This is a genomic window from Micrococcus sp. PSi08 (assembly GCF_054960655.1).
This window is the reverse complement of the sequence record NZ_JBHNYP010000009.1, coordinates 59,504-77,227: the sequence shown is the minus strand read 5'-3', so window position 1 is coordinate 77,227 and position 17,724 is coordinate 59,504. Positions and strand designations below refer to the sequence as shown.

General features: G+C 72.0%; 13 protein-coding genes, 1 pseudogene and 1 riboswitch. Of the genes and pseudogenes, 8 read left to right on the top strand and 6 right to left on the bottom strand.

Features of this window, described 5'->3' with window-relative positions:
* Positions 1-2: 2 nt before the first annotated feature.
* The 3 genes from gcvT to ACFI33_RS04570 form a co-directional block, all read right to left on the bottom strand.
* Positions 3-1,169 carry a glycine cleavage system aminomethyltransferase GcvT gene (gene gcvT, locus ACFI33_RS04580; protein ID WP_020624815.1) on the bottom strand — a complete coding sequence of 389 codons (1,167 nt, stop codon included), beginning with the start codon at positions 1,167-1,169 and terminating at the stop codon, positions 3-5.
* Between the two features lie 13 nt (positions 1,170-1,182).
* Positions 1,183-4,119, bottom strand: coding sequence for an aminomethyl-transferring glycine dehydrogenase (gene gcvP, locus ACFI33_RS04575; protein WP_113914150.1), 2,937 nt, complete (start codon positions 4,117-4,119; stop codon positions 1,183-1,185).
* Positions 4,120-4,281: 162 nt separating this feature from the next.
* A riboswitch (glycine riboswitch) is annotated at positions 4,282-4,398 on the bottom strand.
* A gap of 218 nt (positions 4,399-4,616) precedes the next feature.
* Positions 4,617-5,888 (bottom strand): Nramp family divalent metal transporter, encoded by a 1,272-nt coding sequence (locus ACFI33_RS04570; RefSeq protein WP_080694971.1) that lies wholly within the window; start codon positions 5,886-5,888, stop codon positions 4,617-4,619.
* 199 nt (positions 5,889-6,087) lie between these two features.
* On the opposite strand from ACFI33_RS04570, the gene ACFI33_RS04565 reads away from it, so the two are divergent.
* The gene (locus ACFI33_RS04565; protein WP_036338798.1) at positions 6,088-6,459 is read left to right on the top strand and encodes an ectoine synthase; all 372 of its coding nucleotides are present in this window, start codon (positions 6,088-6,090) and stop codon (positions 6,457-6,459) included.
* Between the two features lie 83 nt (positions 6,460-6,542).
* Positions 6,543-7,283 carry a YoaK family protein gene (locus ACFI33_RS04560; protein ID WP_336575011.1) on the top strand — a complete coding sequence of 247 codons (741 nt, stop codon included), beginning with the start codon at positions 6,543-6,545 and terminating at the stop codon, positions 7,281-7,283.
* Here the strand turns inward: ACFI33_RS04560 and ACFI33_RS04555 are convergent.
* A complete protein-coding gene (locus ACFI33_RS04555) occupies positions 7,258-8,466 on the bottom strand; it encodes an acyl-CoA dehydrogenase family protein (RefSeq protein ID WP_206481418.1) in 1,209 nt (402 codons plus the stop codon). The two genes, ACFI33_RS04560 and ACFI33_RS04555, sit on opposite strands and share 26 nt — an antisense overlap.
* A 150-nt stretch (positions 8,467-8,616) precedes the next feature.
* Here ACFI33_RS04555 and ACFI33_RS04550 point away from each other — a divergent pair, with 150 nt between their 5' ends.
* The gene (locus ACFI33_RS04550) at positions 8,617-10,398 is read left to right on the top strand and encodes an AMP-binding protein (protein WP_036316146.1); all 1,782 of its coding nucleotides are present in this window, start codon (positions 8,617-8,619) and stop codon (positions 10,396-10,398) included.
* A 78-nt stretch (positions 10,399-10,476) separates the two neighbouring features.
* Positions 10,477-11,034 (top strand): MarR family winged helix-turn-helix transcriptional regulator, encoded by a 558-nt coding sequence (locus ACFI33_RS04545; protein WP_036316148.1) that lies wholly within the window; start codon positions 10,477-10,479, stop codon positions 11,032-11,034.
* Between the two features lie 29 nt (positions 11,035-11,063).
* Here the strand turns inward: ACFI33_RS04545 and ACFI33_RS04540 are convergent, their stop codons facing one another.
* Positions 11,064-11,837, bottom strand: coding sequence for an SDR family NAD(P)-dependent oxidoreductase (locus ACFI33_RS04540; RefSeq protein WP_036316150.1), 774 nt, complete (start codon positions 11,835-11,837; stop codon positions 11,064-11,066).
* A 179-nt stretch (positions 11,838-12,016) separates the two neighbouring features.
* Between ACFI33_RS04540 and ACFI33_RS04535 the strand changes: the two genes are divergently transcribed.
* The 4 genes from ACFI33_RS04535 to ACFI33_RS04520 are packed head-to-tail and all read left to right on the top strand — an operon-like array spanning position 12,017 to position 16,473.
* Positions 12,017-13,543, top strand: a complete 1,527-nt coding sequence (locus tag ACFI33_RS04535; RefSeq protein WP_051995285.1) for a CoA-acylating methylmalonate-semialdehyde dehydrogenase — start codon at positions 12,017-12,019, stop codon at positions 13,541-13,543.
* A 34-nt stretch (positions 13,544-13,577) separates the two neighbouring features.
* Positions 13,578-14,495, top strand: a complete 918-nt coding sequence (mmsB, locus tag ACFI33_RS04530; protein ID WP_041102792.1) for a 3-hydroxyisobutyrate dehydrogenase — start codon at positions 13,578-13,580, stop codon at positions 14,493-14,495.
* Positions 14,492-15,289 (top strand): enoyl-CoA hydratase, encoded by a 798-nt coding sequence (locus ACFI33_RS04525; RefSeq protein WP_060974190.1) that lies wholly within the window; start codon positions 14,492-14,494, stop codon positions 15,287-15,289. Before mmsB ends, ACFI33_RS04525 begins: the two co-directional genes overlap by 4 nt.
* Positions 15,286-16,473, top strand: a complete 1,188-nt coding sequence (locus tag ACFI33_RS04520; protein ID WP_206452087.1) for an enoyl-CoA hydratase/isomerase family protein — start codon at positions 15,286-15,288, stop codon at positions 16,471-16,473. The genes ACFI33_RS04525 and ACFI33_RS04520 overlap by 4 nt, the downstream gene beginning before the upstream one ends.
* Positions 16,474-16,559: 86 nt before the next feature.
* Here the strand turns inward: ACFI33_RS04520 and ACFI33_RS04515 are convergent.
* Positions 16,560-17,693, bottom strand: a pseudogene (locus ACFI33_RS04515) (acyl-CoA dehydrogenase family protein).
* Between the last annotated feature and the right edge of the window lie 31 nt (positions 17,694-17,724).

The following is a 17,724-nucleotide window of genomic DNA, read 5'->3' as shown; positions in this document are numbered from 1 at the left end:
GCTCAGCGCTCCCGGCGGTAGAACGGCGTGGCCACCACGGTGAACGGCTCGCCGCGGCCGCGCAGGTCCACCTGCAGGGACGTGCCCTCGGCGGCCACGTCGCGGCGGACACGGGCCAGGGCGATGGGGTGTCCGAGGGTCGGGCTGGGGGCGCCCGAGGTCACCTCGCCCACCCGCTCGCCGGACTCGTCCAGCACGGCGTAACCGTGCCGGGCGGCACGCCGACCCGCGCCCTGCAGCCCCACGAGGACCTCCTCGACGTCGTCCCTGCCGACCAGCGCGGATCGTCCGACGAAGTCGGCCTCCTTGCTCGCGGGCACCGCGAAGCCGACGCCAGAGGCGTGCGGCTGGTGCCCGGTGTCCAGCTCGTTGCCGTAGAGCGGCATGCCCGCCTCCAGGCGCAGCGAGTCCCGCGCGGCGAGCCCGCACAGCGTCAGCTCCACGCCCGCCTCGTCCGCGGCCGAGAGCATCGTGTGCCACACGGCGGAGCCGCGGTCGCCGGCCTCGGCGGTGGAGGCGGCGGGCAGGAACAGCTCGAAGCCGTCCTCGCCGGTGTAGCCGGTGCGGGCGACGATGGCGGTGACGTCGCCGGCGTCTGTGGGCACGGTCAGGGTCAGGTGGCCGTAGTACTTCAGCTCGGCCAGCTGCGCCGCGGCCTCCGGCATGGCCCGGGCGAGGATCTTCTCGGCCTGCGGGCCCTGCACGGCCACGAGGGCGGTGGTCGAGGACTCGTCCTCGACGACGGCGTCCCAGCCCGACGCCCGCTGGTTCAGGGCGGTGTGGACCGCGGCGATGTTGCCGGCGTTGGGCACCACCAGGTAGTCGGGCTCGGAGCCGGCCTCGCCGTCGTCCATCCGGTAGACGATCGTGTCGTCGAGGATGGTGCCGGCGTCCGTCAGGCACAGGGCGTACTTGGCGCGGCCGGGCTTCAACGTGGAGAGCACGCTCGAGAGGGCGTGGTCCAGCATGGCCCCGGCCTCCGGGCCGGTGACCCGGATCTCGCCCATGTGGGAGAGGTCGAACAGGCCTGCGGAGGTGCGGACGGCCTTGTGCTCGGCCAGCTCGGAGCCGTACTTCAGGGGCATGTTCCAGCCGCCGAAGTCCGTGAACGTGGCGCCCGCGGCCTCGTGGACCGGGTGCAGCGGGGAGTTGCGCGTCGAATCGCTCATGGGGGTGATCCTCTCAGTCCTCGTCGGCGGTGTCGGCCACGGCGCCCTCGAACGCCTCGGGCGGCGGGCACGAGCACACGAGGTTGCGATCGCCGTAGGCGCCGTCGATGCGGCCCACCGGCGGCAGGTACTTGTCCAGACGCAGGCTCGGCACCGGCGTGCCCGCCTGGGCGCGCGAGTAGGGGCGATCCCACTCGTCGGCCATCAGGACGTTGAGGGTGTGCGGGGCGCGACGCAGGACGGAGTCCGCCACGGTCTCCGGGGTGACGGCGGTGATCTCGGCGTGGATGGCCTCCATCGCCTCGATGAACCGCTCGATCTCCTCGAGGTCCTCGGACTCGGTGGGCTCCACCATGAGCGTGCCGGCCACGGGGAACGCCAGGGTGGGGGCGTGGAACCCGTAGTCGATGAGGCGCTTGCACACGTCCTCGGCGGTCACGCCCGTGCGGGCCGTGAGCTCGCGCAGGTCGAGGATGCACTCGTGCGCCACGAGGCCGTCGTTGCCCGTGTACAGCGTCGGGTAGAGGGGCGCGAGGCGGCGGGAGATGTAGTTGGCGCCCAGCAGCGCGTGCGCGGTGGCGGAGCGCAGGCCCTCGGCGCCCATCAGGTGGATGTAGGCCCAGGAGATGGGCAGCACGCCGGCCGAGCCGTGCGGGGCCGCGGTCATCAGGGCCTCGCGGGAGGGCAGGTACGGCACCAGGTGCTCGCCCACCGCCACGGGGCCCACGCCCGGGCCCCCGCCGCCGTGCGGGATGCAGAACGTCTTGTGCAGGTTCAGGTGGGAGACGTCTCCGCCGAACTCGCCCGGCTGGGCCAGGCCCACGAGCGCGTTGAGGTTGGCGCCGTCGATGTACACCTGGCCGCCCGCGGCGTGCACCGTGGCGCAGACCTCCTTGACGTCGGCGTCGTACACGCCGTGCGTGGAGGGGTAGGTGATCATGATGGCCGCGATGCGGCCCTCGTTGGCCGCGATCTTGGCGCCCAGGTCGGCGGCGTCGATCGTGCCGTCGTCGGCGGTGGCGACGACGACGACCTTCAGCCCCGCCAGCACGGCCGAGGCCGCGTTGGTGCCGTGGGCGGAGGCCGGGATCAGGCAGATGTCCCGCTCGCCCTCGCCGCGGGCCAGGTGGTACTGGCGGATGGCCCACAGGCCCGCGAACTCACCCTGCGAGCCGGCGTTCGGGGCCACCGAGACGCCCGCGTAGCCGGTGATCTCGGCGAGCTTGGACTCCAGGTCCGCGATCAGGAACCGCCAGCCCTCGGTCTGGTGGTCGGGCGCGAACGGGTGGATGGAGCAGAACTCGGGCCAGGAGATGGCCTCCATCTCCGCGGTGGCGTTGAGCTTCATGGTGCACGAGCCCAGCGGGATCATGGTGCGGTCCAGCGCCAGGTCGTAGCCGGAGAGGCGGCGCAGGTAGCGCAGCATCTTCGTCTCCGAGTGGTGGGTGTTGAACACCGGGTGCGTCATGAACGCGGAGGAGCGGCGCAGCGACTCCGGCACGGCCGGGGTGGCCACGGCGCCCTCGTGCGCGGAGGCCGGCAGGGAGCCCGCGTCCAGGCCGAACGCCGTCAGGACGGCCACGAGGTCGGCGTCGACGGTGGTCTCATCGGCGGCAATCCGCAGGGTGTCCGCGTCCACCAGGCGCAGGTTCACGCCGTTCTCCTCGGCGGCCTGCAGGACCTGCTCGGCCCGGCCGGGCACGCGGACGGTGATCGTGTCGAAGAAGTGCTCCTCGGCGACCTCGACGCCACCGGCCCGCAGCGCCTCCGCCAGGCGGACGGCCTGGGCGTGGGCGTGGCGGGCGATGCGGGCGATGCCCTGGGGGCCGTGGTAGACGGCGTACATCGAGGCGACGATCGCGAGCAGCGCCTGGGCGGTGCAGATGTTGGAGGTGGCCTTCTCGCGCCGGATGTGCTGTTCGCGCGTCTGGAGGGCGAGGCGGTAGGCGGGCTTGCCGGCGTCGTCGTGGGAGACGCCCACGAGGCGGCCCGGCATGCTGCGCTGCAGGCCCTCCTTCACGGCCATGTAGGCGGCGTGGGGGCCGCCGAAGAACAGGGGCACGCCGAAGCGCTGCGTGGAGCCGACGGCGATGTCCGCACCCTGCTCCCCGGGCGGAGTGATCAGGGCGAGGGAGAGGATGTCCGCGGCGACGGTCACGAGGGCGCCGGCCTCCTTGGCCTGCGCGATGACGGCGGCGTGGTCGTGGATGCGGCCGGAGTCGCCGGGCTGCTGCAGCACGACGCCGCACAGGCCCTTCTCCTCGACCTCGGCGCGGACGTCCTCCGGGATGCCTGCGGAGAGGTCGGCCACGCGCACGTCGATGCCCACGGCCTCGGCGCGCAGGCGCACCACGGAGAGGGTCTGCGGGAAGAGGTCCGCGTCGAGGAGGGTGACGCCGTCGGTCCTGCGACGGTTGGCACGGTGCATGAGGAGCACGGCCTCGGCGGCGGCGGAGGCCTCGTCCAGCAGGGAGGCGTTGGCGATGTCCAGGCCGGTGAGGTCCTGGACCATCGTCTGGTAGTTCAGGAGGGCCTCGAGGCGGCCCTGGGAGATCTCCGGCTGGTACGGCGTGTAGGCCGTGTACCAGGCCGGGTTCTCCAGCACCTTGCGGAGGATGACGCCCGGGGTGACGGTGTCCGAGAAGCCCTGCCCGATCATCTGGGTCTTCATGACGTTGCGGCCGGCGATCTCGCGCAGCTGCTCCAGGACCGCGGACTCGGTCAGCGGGGCGGGCAGCTCGAGGGGCTTCGGCTGGCGGATGCCGGCGGGGACGGCGGTGTCCACGAGGGCCTCGAGCGAGTCGTAGCCCAGGGTCTGCAGCATGTGCTCGACGTCCGCGGGGCGCGGGCCGATGTGGCGGGCCACGAAGGGGGCCGAGGCGGCGTCCTTGGGCTCGACGCGCTCGTGGGGCAGCGCGGTCGTGCTCTCGGTGGTCTGGGGGCTGGTCACGGGGTACCTCCGGGGGGATCCTGCCGTGGTCACGGCGTGGGTCTGCTCCTCCCCGCTCTGTCATGGACCTGAGAGTTTCCGACGCCCGGGTGGGCGGCTTGCACCGTCGGTGGTCTCGGTCCGGACGCGGGCGCGGCGGAGTGAGACGCTTTCCAGAGCGCCTGACCCCACGCGGTACGGATGCCTGAGAGATTCCCGGGGAGGGTTTGCTCCTTCGGCGGCCTGCTCACGCGGCCGGCCGGGGCAGGACGCGCGCCGACGCTCTCCCGCGCGGGGCATGCGGCGTGCCGCCAGTATCCCACACGTGTAGGCCGCGTCACAGGGCGACCGGGAGGGGCCGGACGGGGCGTGTCGAGGTCTTTCGTTGATGAAACGGCGGCGTGTCGAAGCGCTTTCGTTCAGGAAACGGGTGACGGGAGGAATGACTCAGTCGCATGCCGTCGGCTCACGACAGTCGGTAAGGGACGTCATTCGGCGGCGCGCGTCATCGCCGGGCCTCAATCCCACAGCCCGGCAAGCCCGCCCAGCTGGTAGACCGCGAGCCCGATGACGACAAGACAGACAAGCCCTCCCAGGGCGTTGGCCAGTGGGCCGTTCCGATGCGAGCCCATCAGCCGACGACTGTTCATCACGACCATCAGGAATACGGCCACGATGGGCAGGAGAAGCCCGTTCGCCGCCTGTGCGATGACGATGACCTCCGTGGGATTCGTTCCCGTCAGGGCAATGAGGGCACCGATCGCAAGGACTGCGCCCCACACGATGCGAGCAGGGACGCTGCGCAGATCGGTGTCCTGGCCCAGTGTGCCGGCAATCGCGTACGCCGCGCCGAGCGGGCCAGCTACGGCGGACGTGAACCCGGCCGCGAACATGCCCGCCGCGAACACCCAGCCAGCCGCGTCCCCGAGGAGGGGTTCCAGGGCGGAGGCGAGGTCCCGACCGGTCTCGGCCTGCATGCCCTTGACGTACATCCCACCGAACGCCGTCGCCATCACGGCCAGAGTGATTACACCTCCGACGGAGATCGACACCGCCGTGTCCGTTCTCGCCGCTCGGAGAGATTCCCGCGAATCCAGACCCGGCCCCCATTTCTCCTGCACCAAACTCGCGTGCAGGAAGAGGTTGTAAGGGACCACGGTGGTCCCGATCAGTGCGACCGCCAGCAACGCCGTGCCGGGTGGCAGCCGGGGAATGAACATGCCCATCAAGAGGTCGCCGATCGGAGGCTGAACTAGGACTGCAGTGACGATGAACAGCAGCCCCAATAACCCGACCATGACGGTCAGCACCCGCTCGATCAGTTTGTAGCTGCCTGTCCAGAGCAGAATGCCGATCGTGAGGACGATCCCGATGACGACCACGGGCTGACTGAGTCCGGTCACACTAGTCAAGGCGAGGGCGGTGCCGACTGTGTCACCACCGGCGTAGGACGCCCCTCCGATGCCGATCGCCGCGACGACGAGGATCGCCATGACAAGTCGTGCCGGCACCGAGGAGAACACCTCGCGCAGAGCGTGTCCGAGACTCATGCGGGTCGCGAGGCCCAACCGTCCCGACATCTCCTGCAAGACGATGGTGGCCAAAATTGAGAAGACGACAGCCCAGGCCAGGACGAATCCCTGCTCGGCTCCGGTAACGATGGAGGTTGTGATGGTCCCCGGCCCGATGAAGGACGCGGCGATGATTAGCCCCGGACCGAAACGACTAGGCCTCTCGTCTTGGGGCAACACCTCATTGGAGAACCGGCCATCCCTCGCCTGCGTTGCCATCGCGTCTCCTCCATCTCCGGCCCGCATGGGTCAAGATGAAGCGTATGCCGGGTATGATGCACATCATAGTGGATCTGGACTATTTCATCCCATATGAGCCCCCACGTGTTGCCCCTTATGGTCTGAGACGGGCATCCCTACGATGGAGCCAGGGCTACGGCCCTTTGCCCGACCCGCAGAGCTCGCCGAAAGGAACGCCATGTACACCCGCAGCCGGAACGACGTCGAGAAGGTCGAGTGGGGCGGAGGCACCTCCGAACGCCTCATCACCGCGAAGGACGAGATGGGTTTCGCCGTCGCCCACACGATCGTGCGCGCCGGATCGTCCTCGAAGCTCCAGTACCGCAACCACAAGGAGGCCTGTTACTGCATCGCGGGCAACGGCTCCGTGGTGGAGCCGGACGGCACCGTCCACGAGATCACGCCGGGTGTCATCTACGTCCTGCCGGACCACGAGCCGCACGACCTGCGCGGCGGCACCGAGGACATGCACCTGATCTCGGTGTTCAACCCCGCCATCACCGGCGACGAGAAGCACACCCTGTCGGAGGACGGCTACTCCAGCTACTGAGCCCGGGCACGGTGACGGGAGGCGTCGACGACGGCGCCTCCCGCGTCGGCGCCGACGGCGGCGTCCGGTCGTAGGGTGGCGGGGTGCTCAACCTGTGCGCCCCCGGGCGCACCGTGCGCCGCAACACCCACCTGGCGCTGGTGCTGACCGCGATCGCGGGGATCCTCAACTCCGTGGGCTTCGTCGCCGTGGCCACGTACACGTCCCACATGACGGGGATCGTGGCGTCCATGGCGGACGCGGCGGTCCTCCACGCCCCGGGTCTGGTCGGCACGGGCCTGCTCGCGCTGGCCATGTTCATCCTGGGCGCGGTCGTCTGCGCGCTGGTGTTCAACTGGGGCCGGGTCAACGGCCTCCGGTCGCGGTACGCCAACATCCTCCTGCTCGAGGGCGTCGGCATGCTGGTGTTCGGCCTGCTCGCCGAGCACGTCCGCGATGCGCACCGGCCGCTCGTCGTGGTGGCCGTGCTGTGCTTCACCATGGGCCTGCAGAACGCCTTGATCACCCGCATCGGGGCGTGGCCGATCCGCACCACGCACGTGACGGGCATGGTCACGGACATCGGCGTCGAGCTCGGCAAGATCCTGTACCGCAACGGCCCCGGGGCCGCGGCCCCCGTCGTCGGGGAACCGCGGCGCGTGGGACTGCTGGCGCTGCTCGTGGCCCTGTTCTTCCTGGGCGGGGTGGCGGGCGCGGCCGGCTACCTCTGGCTGGGCTTCGAGGTGGTCATCCCGGTGGCCGGCGTGCTGCTGCTCATCGCCCACCGCCCGCTGATCCAGGACCTGCAGGACGCGTGGCTCACACGAAAGCCGAGACGCCGGTGAGGGCCCGCCCCACGATCAGGGTGTTCATGCCGTAGGAGCCCTCGTAGGAGTAGATGGCCTCCACGTCCCCCATGATCTTGGCGATCTCGTGCTCCGTGAGCAGGCCGTTGCCGCCGAGGGCGTCGCGGGCGAGCGCCGCCGAGGACCGGGCCAGCCGGGTCGAGGTGGCCTTGGCCATCGCCGCGTGCATCATCTCCATCCGCCCCTCCTGCCGCAGGGCGTCCACCTGGAGCATCATCCCGGCGGAGGCGGCCAGGTTGCCGGCGACCTCGGCGATCTGGGCCTGGATCAGCTGGAACGCGGCCAGCGGGCGGCCGAACTGCTCCCGCCGCAGCGCATAGGAGCGCAGCACGTCCAACACGCCCATCTGCGCGCCGACGCCCTGCCAGCCGACCCACATGCGCGAGTCGCGCAGCAGGGCGCGGGTGGCGGCGAAGGTGGTGGCGCCGGGCAGGATCGCGTCCGTGGGCAGGCGCACGTCCAGGGTGATGTCCGCGTTCTGCATGATCCGCAGGCCCATCTTCCCGCTGATCTTGGTGGCCTCGTAGCCGGGGGTTTCGGTGGGCACCACGAAGCCCTTGATCTCGCCGTCGGCGGTGTCGCGCGCCCAGACGAGCGCGACGTCGGCGATCGTACCGGCCCCGATCCAGCGCTTGGCGCCGCGGATGACCCACTCGTCGCCGTCGCGGGTGGCGGTGGTGGCGAGGCCTCCGGCGATGTCCGAGCCGTGGTCCGGCTCGGTGAGGCAGAACGCGCCCAGGGCGTCGAAGGATTCGAGGCGCCCCTGCCACGTGGCCTTCTGACGCTCTGAGCCCAGGCCGGCGATCATGCCGAGGTTGAGCTCGTTGTGGATGCCCACGAGGGCGGACAGGGACAGGTCCACACGGGCGATCTCCGCGTGCACGAGCTGCTGGAACAGCGAGGACGAGCCGTCCAGGACGAGGCGTCCCAGACCCAGCTCGGCCAGGCCCGGCAGCAGGTCGAACGCGAACTCCTCGGCGTCCCAATACCGGGTCAGGTGCGGCCGCACGCGGGTCTGCAGGTGGTCCTCGATCGCGTCGAGCCGGGCACGCTCGGCCGGCTCGAGGCGGTCCCGCAGACGGAGCAGGTCCACGTGGGGCAGGCCGGGAGGGGCGGCGGGCGCGCCGGAGTCGGGGACGGGGCGGTCGGCGATGGCGGTCATGGCTCTCCTTCGGGGGCGGTCCGACGACGGCGGGCGGTTTCGCCGCGAATCCGACTGTAGGACTTCCAACTATCCAGGTCTGCCAGTAGTGTTCCAGATCACAGGCCCCCGGCCAAGGATCCGTTCAGCAGCCATCCCGAGGAGGGACCCATGACCGTCCAGGACCCCACCGCCGTCGCCGCCCCGTCACCGACGGAGGTGTTCCGCGCGGCCCGCGACCTGCTGGTCGAGTGCCAGACCGACTATGAGCGCGCCCGCGCCGAGTTCGAGTGGCCCCGCTTCGAGCACTTCAACTTCGGCTTCGACTGGTTCGACCGCCTGGCCCAGGACCCGGCCCGCGCGGACGTGCCGGCGCTGATCATCGCCGAGGACGACGGGCGCAGCACCGAACGCACCTTCGCCGAGCTCTCCGCGGCCTCCAGCCGGGTGGCGAACTGGCTCTCCGCGCAGGGCCTGCGCCGCGGCGACCGCCTCATCCTGATGCTGAACAACCAGGTGGAGCTGTGGGAGTTCATGCTCGCCTGCATCAAGCTGCGGGTGGTCATGGTGCCCACCACCACGCAGATGACCTCCGGGGACCTCGAGGACCGCGTGACGCGCGCCGGCGCCGCGTGGGCCGTGGCCGGCGCCGAGGACCTGGCCAAGTTCGCCGGCGTCGGCGAGGACCTGCACCTGGTGCACGTGCCGGGCGTCTTCGCGGAGGGCCCGGCGCGCCGCGCCCCCGAGGTCGCCGGCCACACCGTGCTCTCCTACGACGACGCCGACGACGCCGCCACCGAGCTGACCCCGGCCGAGCCGACCCCCGCCGACGAGACGCTGCTCTTCTACTTCACCTCGGGCACCACCTCGAAGCCGAAGCTCGTGGAGCACACCCACACCTCGTACCCGGTCGGCCACCTCACGACGCTCTACTGGATCGGTCTGGAGCCGGGCGACGTGCACCTCAACGTGGCCTCCCCGGGCTGGGCCAAGCACGCGTGGTCCAACTTCTTCGCCCCGTGGATCGCGGAGGCCACGATCTTCGTGCACAACGCCCGCAAGTTCGACCCCGCGGCCCTGATGGCCAACATGGAGCGCTACGGCGTCACGAGCTTCTGCGCCCCGCCCACCGTGTGGCGCATGCTCATCAAGGCGGACCTGGCGCAGCTGACGACCCCGCCGACCAAGACCATCTCCGCGGGCGAGCCGCTCAACGCCGAGGTGATCGACCAGGTGCACAAGGCGTGGGGCACCACGATCCGCGACGGCTTCGGGATGACCGAGACCACCCTGCAGATCGCCAACACCCCGGGCCAGAAGGTCGTCATCGGCTCCATGGGCCGCCCGCTGCCCGGCATGGACGTCACCCTGCTCGACCCGCTCACGGGCCAGGAGGCCGAGGAGGGCGAGATCTGCCTGCGCCTGGACCCGCGTCCGGTGGGCCTGCTGAAGTCCTACTACGGCAACCAGGAGAAGACGGACGAGGTGTTCCGCGACGGCGTGTTCCACACCGGCGACATCGCCCGCCGCGACGAGAACGGCGTGCTGACCTATGTGGGCCGCGCGGACGACGTCTTCAAGTCCTCGGACTACAAGGTGTCCCCGTTCGAGCTGGAGTCGGTGCTGGTCAAGCACCCGGCCGTGATGGAGGGCGCGATCGTCCCCACCCCGGACGAGCTGCGCCTGGCCGTGCCGAAGGCCTTCGTCACCCTCGCCCCGGGCCACGAGCCCACCGCGGAGACCGCCCGGGCGATCCTGCGGTTCACGCTCACCCAGCTGCCCCCGTACAAGCGCATCCGCCGCATCGAGTTCCTCGAGCTGCCGAAGACCATCTCGGGCAAGATCCGCCGCGTGGAGCTGCGCAAGGCCGAGGTCGAGCGCGCCCAGACGGGCGCCGCCCCGGACGGCTACGGCACCGAGTTCCGGGAGGAGGACCTGGACCTGCAGCGCTGACCGGCCGTTCCCCGCCACCGCCCCGTCCGTGTCCGGCGGTGGCGGGGGACCCCCGGTGCGCCGCTAGTCTGGAGCGCCATGAAGAAGCCACCCCTCGCCCAGGACCCCATCCGGGAGGCCGCCCGGAACTGGGAGCGTCACGGATGGGGTGACGTCGCCCGCCCGATGGCCGCCATCACCTCGATCATGCGGGCCCAGCAGATCCTGCTGGGTCGGGCGCAGGCCGCGCTCAAGCCCTACGGGCTCACCTTCGCGCGGTACGAGCTGCTGGCGCTGCTGAACTTCTCGCGCGAGAAGCGGATGCGGATGTCCAAGGCGTCCGCGCTCCTGCAGGTCCACCCCACCTCGGTGACCAATGCGGTGGACCGGCTCGAGGCCGCCGGGCTGGTGGAGCGCACACCCCACGAGTCGGACCGCCGCGCGCTCGTGCTCGCCCTCACGGACGAGGGCCGGCGCGTCGCCGTCGCCGCCACGGAGACGCTCAACGCCGAGGTCTTCGGCCGTTCCGGCTTCGGTCCGGCGGACGTGGACACCCTCATCGACGTCCTCGGCCGGTTCCGCGCCGAGGCCGGCGACTTCCAGGCCGACGGCCCCGACGCCGGCGCGCCCGCGACGGCGGAGCACACCTCCTCCTGACGCGCCCTCCGGCCTCCGGACCGTCCGACTCAGCGGGGCTCGAGGCGCACGGCGCCGTCGAGCCGGATGACCTCGCCGTTCAGGAACGGGTTGGACACGATCTGCTCGACGAGCAGCGCGTAGTCCTCGGGCCGGCCGAGGCGGGCCGGATGCGGGGTCTTGGTGGACAGCGCCTCGCGGGCGGCCTCGGGCAGGCCGGCCATCATGGGCGTCTCCATCAGACCGGGGGCGATCGTGACCACGCGGATCTGCGAGGAGGCGAGCTCGCGGGCCGCGGGCAGGGTCAGCGCGACCACGGCGCCCTTGGAGGCGGAGTACGCGATCTGGCCGATCTGCCCGTCGTAGGCCGCCACGGAGGCGGTATTGACGATGACGCCGCGGTCCTCGCCGAGCGGCTCCTGCGCCTTCATCGCGGCGGCGGCCTGGGCCATCATCGACACGGTGCCGACCGCGTTGATCGCCAGGACCCGGCTCAGCACCTCGGTGGACAGCGGCCCGTCGCGACCCACGAGCTTGCCCGGCGTCGCCACGCCGGCGCAGTTGACCAGCACCCGCAGCGGCCCGGCCTCCAGCGCGGCGGCCACGGCCTCCCGGGCGGTGTCCTCGGCGGTGACGTCGCCCGTCACGAAGCGCGTGCGGGGGCCGAGGGCGGCCACGGCGTCGGCACGGACGGTCTCGCCCTCGCGGTCCGGCAGGTCGACCACCACGACGGCGGCGCCCGCGTCCGCCAGGCGGCGGGCGGTGGCATGGCCGAGGCCCGAGGCCCCGCCGGTGACGATCGCGCTCTGGTTCGACAGGTCCATGGACGGACCCTCCCTTCCTCCTCGGGATACCCCCCGAGTTCGATAGTTGCATGTCCTACGTTCTCATCCTAGATTAGCGGAAGAGTAACCCAGATCACACGCACAGCCGGGCCCGTCACGCCCGCCGTGGGCGGCGCCGCCCGGCGTCCGCCTTCCGCCTGGACCCGCGAGGAGCCCCCATGTCCGAGAAGACCGCGCCCACCGAGACCGCCCCCGTGATCCCCCACTTCGTGCACGGCGAGCGGCGCGAAGGCGCCTCCGGCCGGCACGGCGACGTCTACCACCCGGCCACGGGCGGCGTGGCGGGGCGCGTGCCGCTGGCCTCCGCCGAGGAGATCGACGCCGCCCTGGCCTCCGCCGAGGAGGGCTTCGCCGCGTGGTCGAGGCTGAACCCGCAGCGCCGCGGCCGCATCCTGCTGCGCTGGGTCGACCTGATCAACGAGAACATGGACGAGCTGGCCACCGTGCTCGCCCAGGAGCACGGCAAGACCTTCCCGGACGCCAAGGGCGACATCCAGCGCGGCATCGAGGTCGTGGAGTTCGCCGCGGGCGCCCCGCACCTGCTCAAGGGTGAGTTCACCGCCGACGCGGGCACCGGCATCGACGTGCACTCCATCCGCCAGCCGCTCGGCGTGGCCGTGGGCATCACGCCCTTCAACTTCCCGGCGATGATCCCGCTGTGGAAGGCCGGCATCGCCCTGGCGGCGGGCAACGCCTTCGTCCTCAAGCCCTCCGAGCGCGACCCCTCCGTCCCGGTGCGCCTGGCCGAGCTGGCCCTCGAGGCCGGCATGCCCGCCGGCGCCCTCAACGTGGTGCACGGCGACAAGGCCGCCGTGGACGCGCTCATCGAGGACCCGCGCGTCAAGGCCGTCGGCTTCGTCGGCTCCACCCCGATCGCGCAGTCCATCTACGCCCACGCCGGCCGCATGGGCAAGCGCGCCCAGTGCTTCGGCGGGGCCAAGAACCACGCCGTGGTCATGCCGGACGCGGACCTCGAGATGACCGCCGACGCCCTGGTCGGCGCCGCCTTCGGCTCCGCCGGCGAGCGCTGCATGGCGATCTCCGTGGCCGTCCCGGTCGGCGAGGAGACCGCCGACCGCCTGATCGCGCTGCTCCGCGAGCGCGTGAAGGACCTCAGGGTCGGCCCGTCGCTCGAGGCGTCCTCGGACTTCGGCCCCGTCGTCTCGAAGGACGCGAAGGAGCGCATCGAGGGCTGCATCGCGGCCGGCGTCGAGGCGGGCGCCGACCTGGTCGAGGACGGCCGGGGCGTCGTCGTCGAGGGCCACGAGGACGGCTTCTACGTGGGCGCCACCCTGTTCGACCGCGTCACCCCGGAGATGAGCATCTACCGCGAGGAGATCTTCGGCCCGGTGCTCTCCGTGGTCCGCGCGAAGGACTACGAGGAGGCGCTCACGCTCGTGAACGAGCACGAGTTCGGCAACGGCGTGGCCATCTTCACCCGCGACGGCGACGCCGCCCGCGACTTCTCCACCCGCGTGGACACCGGCATGGTCGGCGTGAACGTGCCGATCCCCGTGCCGATCGCCTACTACACCTTCGGCGGCTGGAAGGCCTCCGGCTTCGGCGACCTGAACCAGCACGGCACGGACGGGCTGAAGTTCTACACCAAGACGAAGACCGTCACCACGCGCTGGCCCTCCGGCGTGCGCGAGGGCGCCAGCTTCGTGATGCCGGCCGGCTCGTGACCGCCCCGCAGCCCGTCCCGACCAGGAGGACCCCATGACCACCGTTCTGTTCCTCGGCCTCGGCCACATGGGCGGCCCCATGGCCGCCAACCTCGCCGCCGCGGGCCACCGCGTGCTCGGCTTCGACCTCGTCCCCGAGGCCCTCGAGAAGGCCCGTGCGGCCGGCGTCGAGACCGTCACGGACACGGCCGCGGCGGCCGCGGAGGCCGACGTCGTGCTGACCATGCTCCCCCACGGACGCCTGGTGCTGGACGTCTACCGGGGTGAGGACGGCGACGGCGGCCTGCTCGCCGCCGCCCGCCCCGGCACCGTGTTCCTGGACTGCTCGACCATCGACGTCGCCGAGGCCCGCGAGGCGGCCGCGGCGGCGGAGGCGGCGGGCATGCGGGCGGCCGACGCGCCGGTCTCGGGCGGCCAGGTGGGCGCCGAGGCCGGCACCCTCGCCTTCATGGTGGGCGCCTCGGACGAGGTGTACGCCGAGGTGCTGCCGCTGCTCGAGGTCATGGGCGCGCGGATCGTGCACTGCGGGGCCGCCGGCCTGGGCCAGGCCGCGAAGATCTGCAACAACATGGTGCTGGGGGTCACGCAGATCGCCGTCGCCGAGGCCTTCGTCCTGGGCGAGCGCCTGGGCCTGCAGCACCAGGCCCTGTATGACGTGATGAGCAAGGCCTCCGGGCAGTGCTGGTCCCTGACCACCAACTGCCCGGTGCCTGGCCCCGTCCCCGGCTCCCCCGCGAACCGGGACTTCCAGCCCGGCTTCGCCGGCGCCCTGATGGCCAAGGACCTCGGGCTCGCGCTCGCGGCCCTGGACGAGCAGGGCGTGGCGGCCGACCTGGGGCGCCTCGCGCAGGCCAAATACGCCGAGTACGCCGCCGGAGAAGGCGCCGCCCGCGACTTTTCCGGCATCATCGAGGACATCCGAGCATCACACACGGACAGGAGCGAGGCATGAGCGAGCAGACCACCCCGGACGGCGCCGAGTCGCCGATCATCGTGGAGCGGCAGGGCCGGGTCGGCCACATCCGCCTGAACCGGCCGAAGGCCCTGAACGCGCTGAACGAGGCGACGATGCGTGCTGTCGTCGCGGCGGTGCAGGAGCTGGACACCGACCCGGAGATCGGGGCGATCCTGCTCTCCGGCTCCCCCAAGGCGTTCGCCGCCGGCGCGGACATCAAGGAGATGGCCACCAAGGAGTTCTCCGAGATGTACGCGGCCGACTGGTTCGCCGGCTGGGACGGGCTCACCCGTGCCCGCACCCCCATCGTGGCGTGCGTGACCGGCTACGCCCTCGGCGGCGGCTGCGAGCTGGCCATGATGGCCGATGTGCTCGTGGCCGGCGAGGGCGCGAAGTTCGGCCAGCCCGAGATCAACCTCGGCGTCATCCCCGGCATGGGCGGCTCCCAGCGCCTGACCCGCGCCGTGGGCAAGGCGAAGGCCATGGACATGATCCTCACCGGCCGCATGATCGGGGCGGAGGAGGCCGAGCGCATCGGGCTCGTCTCCCGCGTGGTGGCCGACGAGAAGGCCCTCGAGGAGGCGCTGGAGGTGGCCGCGACCATCGCGTCCAAGTCCAAGCCGGCCTCCTGGATGGCCAAGGAGGCCGTCAACGCCGCGTTCGAGACCACGCTCGCCCAGGGCATCGCCTTCGAGCGCCGCGTGTTCCACGCCGCGTTCGCCACGGCGGACCAGAAGGAGGGCATGGACGCGTTCGCGGCCAAGCGCGAGGCGCGGTGGCAGCACCGATGAGCGGCGCGCAGACCACGGCGACGACGGCCCCCACGGCCGCACGGGACGGGGCGGCGGACGAAGTGCTCCTCGAGGTCCGCGACGGCCTCGGCCGCATCACCCTCAACCGGCCCCGCGCCCTCAACGCGCTCACGCAGGACATGGTCCGGGCGATCGACGCGGCCCTGACCGACTGGGCCGCGGACCCCGCCGTGCGCGGCGTGCTGATCCGCGGCGCCGGGGAGAAGGGACTGTGCGCCGGCGGTGACGTCGTCTCCCTGCGCTCCTCGCTCCTGGCCGGGCGGTTCGCGGAGGCCGAGGAGTTCTTCCGCGACGAGTACGCGATGAACGAGCGCATCGCCACCTACCCCAAGCCGTACGTGGCCTTCATGGACGGCATCGTCCTGGGCGGCGGCATGGGCGTGTCCGCGCACGGCTCGCACCGCGTGGCCACCGAGCGGACGCGCGCCGGCATGCCCGAGACGGCGATCGGGTTCACCCCCGACGTCGGCGGCTCCTTCCACCTCGCCCGCGCGCCCTTCCAGGCGGGCCGGCACCTGGCCGCGACCTCGGCGCACGCCTCCGGGTCCGACGCGGTGGCCCTGGGCCTGGCGGACGTCTTCGTGGAGTCCGCCCGGCTGGACGAGCTCGAGCAGGCCCTCGCCGCGGCGCTCGGCGCCCTCGGCTCGGCCGCGGACGCGGGCGCGCGCGACGACGCCGCCTTCGCCGCCGCCGACGAGGTGCTGGCCCGGTTCGCGGTGGCCGAGGACGCCCGGCCCGCCTCCGCCCTGGTGGCCGACCGGGAGTGGATCGAGGACGCCTACGGCCGGGAGACGGCCGCCGAGGTCCTCGCCGCCCTGGACGAGCGCGCCGCCGCAGGCGGGGAGCACGCCGAGGCTGCGGGGAAGGCCGCCGAGGCCATCCGCACCAAGTCCCCGACCGCCGTCGCCGTGGCCCACGAGGCCCAGCGCCGACTGGCCGCGCGCGGGGCGGACCTGACCGTGGCCGACGCGCTGCGCCAGGAGTTCACGATCGGCACCCACCTGATGCGCGAGCCGGACATGGCCGAGGGCATCCGCGCGCTGCTCGTGGACAAGGACAAGGATCCGACGTGGAGCCCGGCCCGGCTCGAGGACGTCTCGGCCGAGGACGTGGCCGGGCACTTCGAGCCCGTGTCCGGGGTGGACCCGCTGCAGCTCGGCTGAGCCCGCCCCGACGGACTGCGCCCCGTGGTCACGTGCGGTGACCGCGGGGCGCCGTGCTGTGCGGGCGACCGGGCAGGCCCCCGGCGTCAGCCGATCAGGCCGCGACCCACGATCATGCGCATGATCTCGTTGGAGCCCTCGAGGATCCGGTGCACGCGCAGGTCCCGGACGAGCTTCTCCACGCCGTACTCGTGCAGGTAGCCGTAGCCGCCGTGCAGCTGCAGGGCGGTGTCGGCGGCCTCGTAGCCGGACTCGGTGGCCACGAGCTTGGCCATGGCGCACAGGCGCACGGTGTCCGGGTCGTTGCGGTCCAGGGCGTCCGCGGCGCGCATGAGCATCGTGTGGGCGGTCTCCAGCTTCACGGACATGTCCGCGAGCTCGAAGACGAGGGCCTGCTTGGTGGTGAGCGGCTCGCCGAACGCGCTGCGCTCCTTGAGGTAGCGGGTGGCCTTGTCCAGGGCGGCCAGGCCGCCGCCGATCGAGCAGGCGCCGATGTTCAGGCGGCCGCCGTTGAGGCCCTTCATGGCGATGCGGAAGCCGTCGCCCTCCTCGCCGAGGCGGTCGGCCACGGGCACGCGGACGTCCTCGAAGATCACCTGGCGCGTGGGCTGGGTGTGCCAGCCCATCTTCTTCTCGTTGGGGCCGAAGGACAGGCCGGGGGTGTCCTTGTGGACCACGACGGCGGAGATCCCCCGGGCGCCCGTGTCCGCGGTGCGGCACATGACCACGTAGTAGCCGGAGGAGCCGGCGCCGGAGATGAACTGCTTGACGCCGTTGAGGACGTAGTGGTCGCCGTCGCGGACGGCGCGGGTCTTCAGCGCGGCCGCGTCCGAGCCGGCGCCGGGTTCGGTGAGGCAGTAGCTGGCCAGGTGCTCCATGCCCACGAGGTCGGGGATCCAGCGGGCGCGCTGCTCGTCGCTGCCGAAGGAGTCGATCATCCAGGCGACCATGTTGTGGATGGAGATGTAGGCGGCGAAGGCCGGGTCCGCCTTGGCGAGCTCCTCGAAGATCAGGATCGCGTCCGTGCGCGCCAGGCCGGTGCCGCCGTGCTCCTCCCCCACGTAGATGCCGCCCAGGCCGAGCTCGCCGGCCTCGGCGAGGACGTCCACCGGGAAATGCTACTCGGCGTCCCAGTCGAGGGCGTGCGGGGCGACGCGCTGCTCGGCGAAGTCGCGGACGGCGTCGACCAGGGCCTTCTGGTCGTCGGTGATGGGGAACATGGGTTCGTCCTCCTGGGGCTCGGGCCGGCCG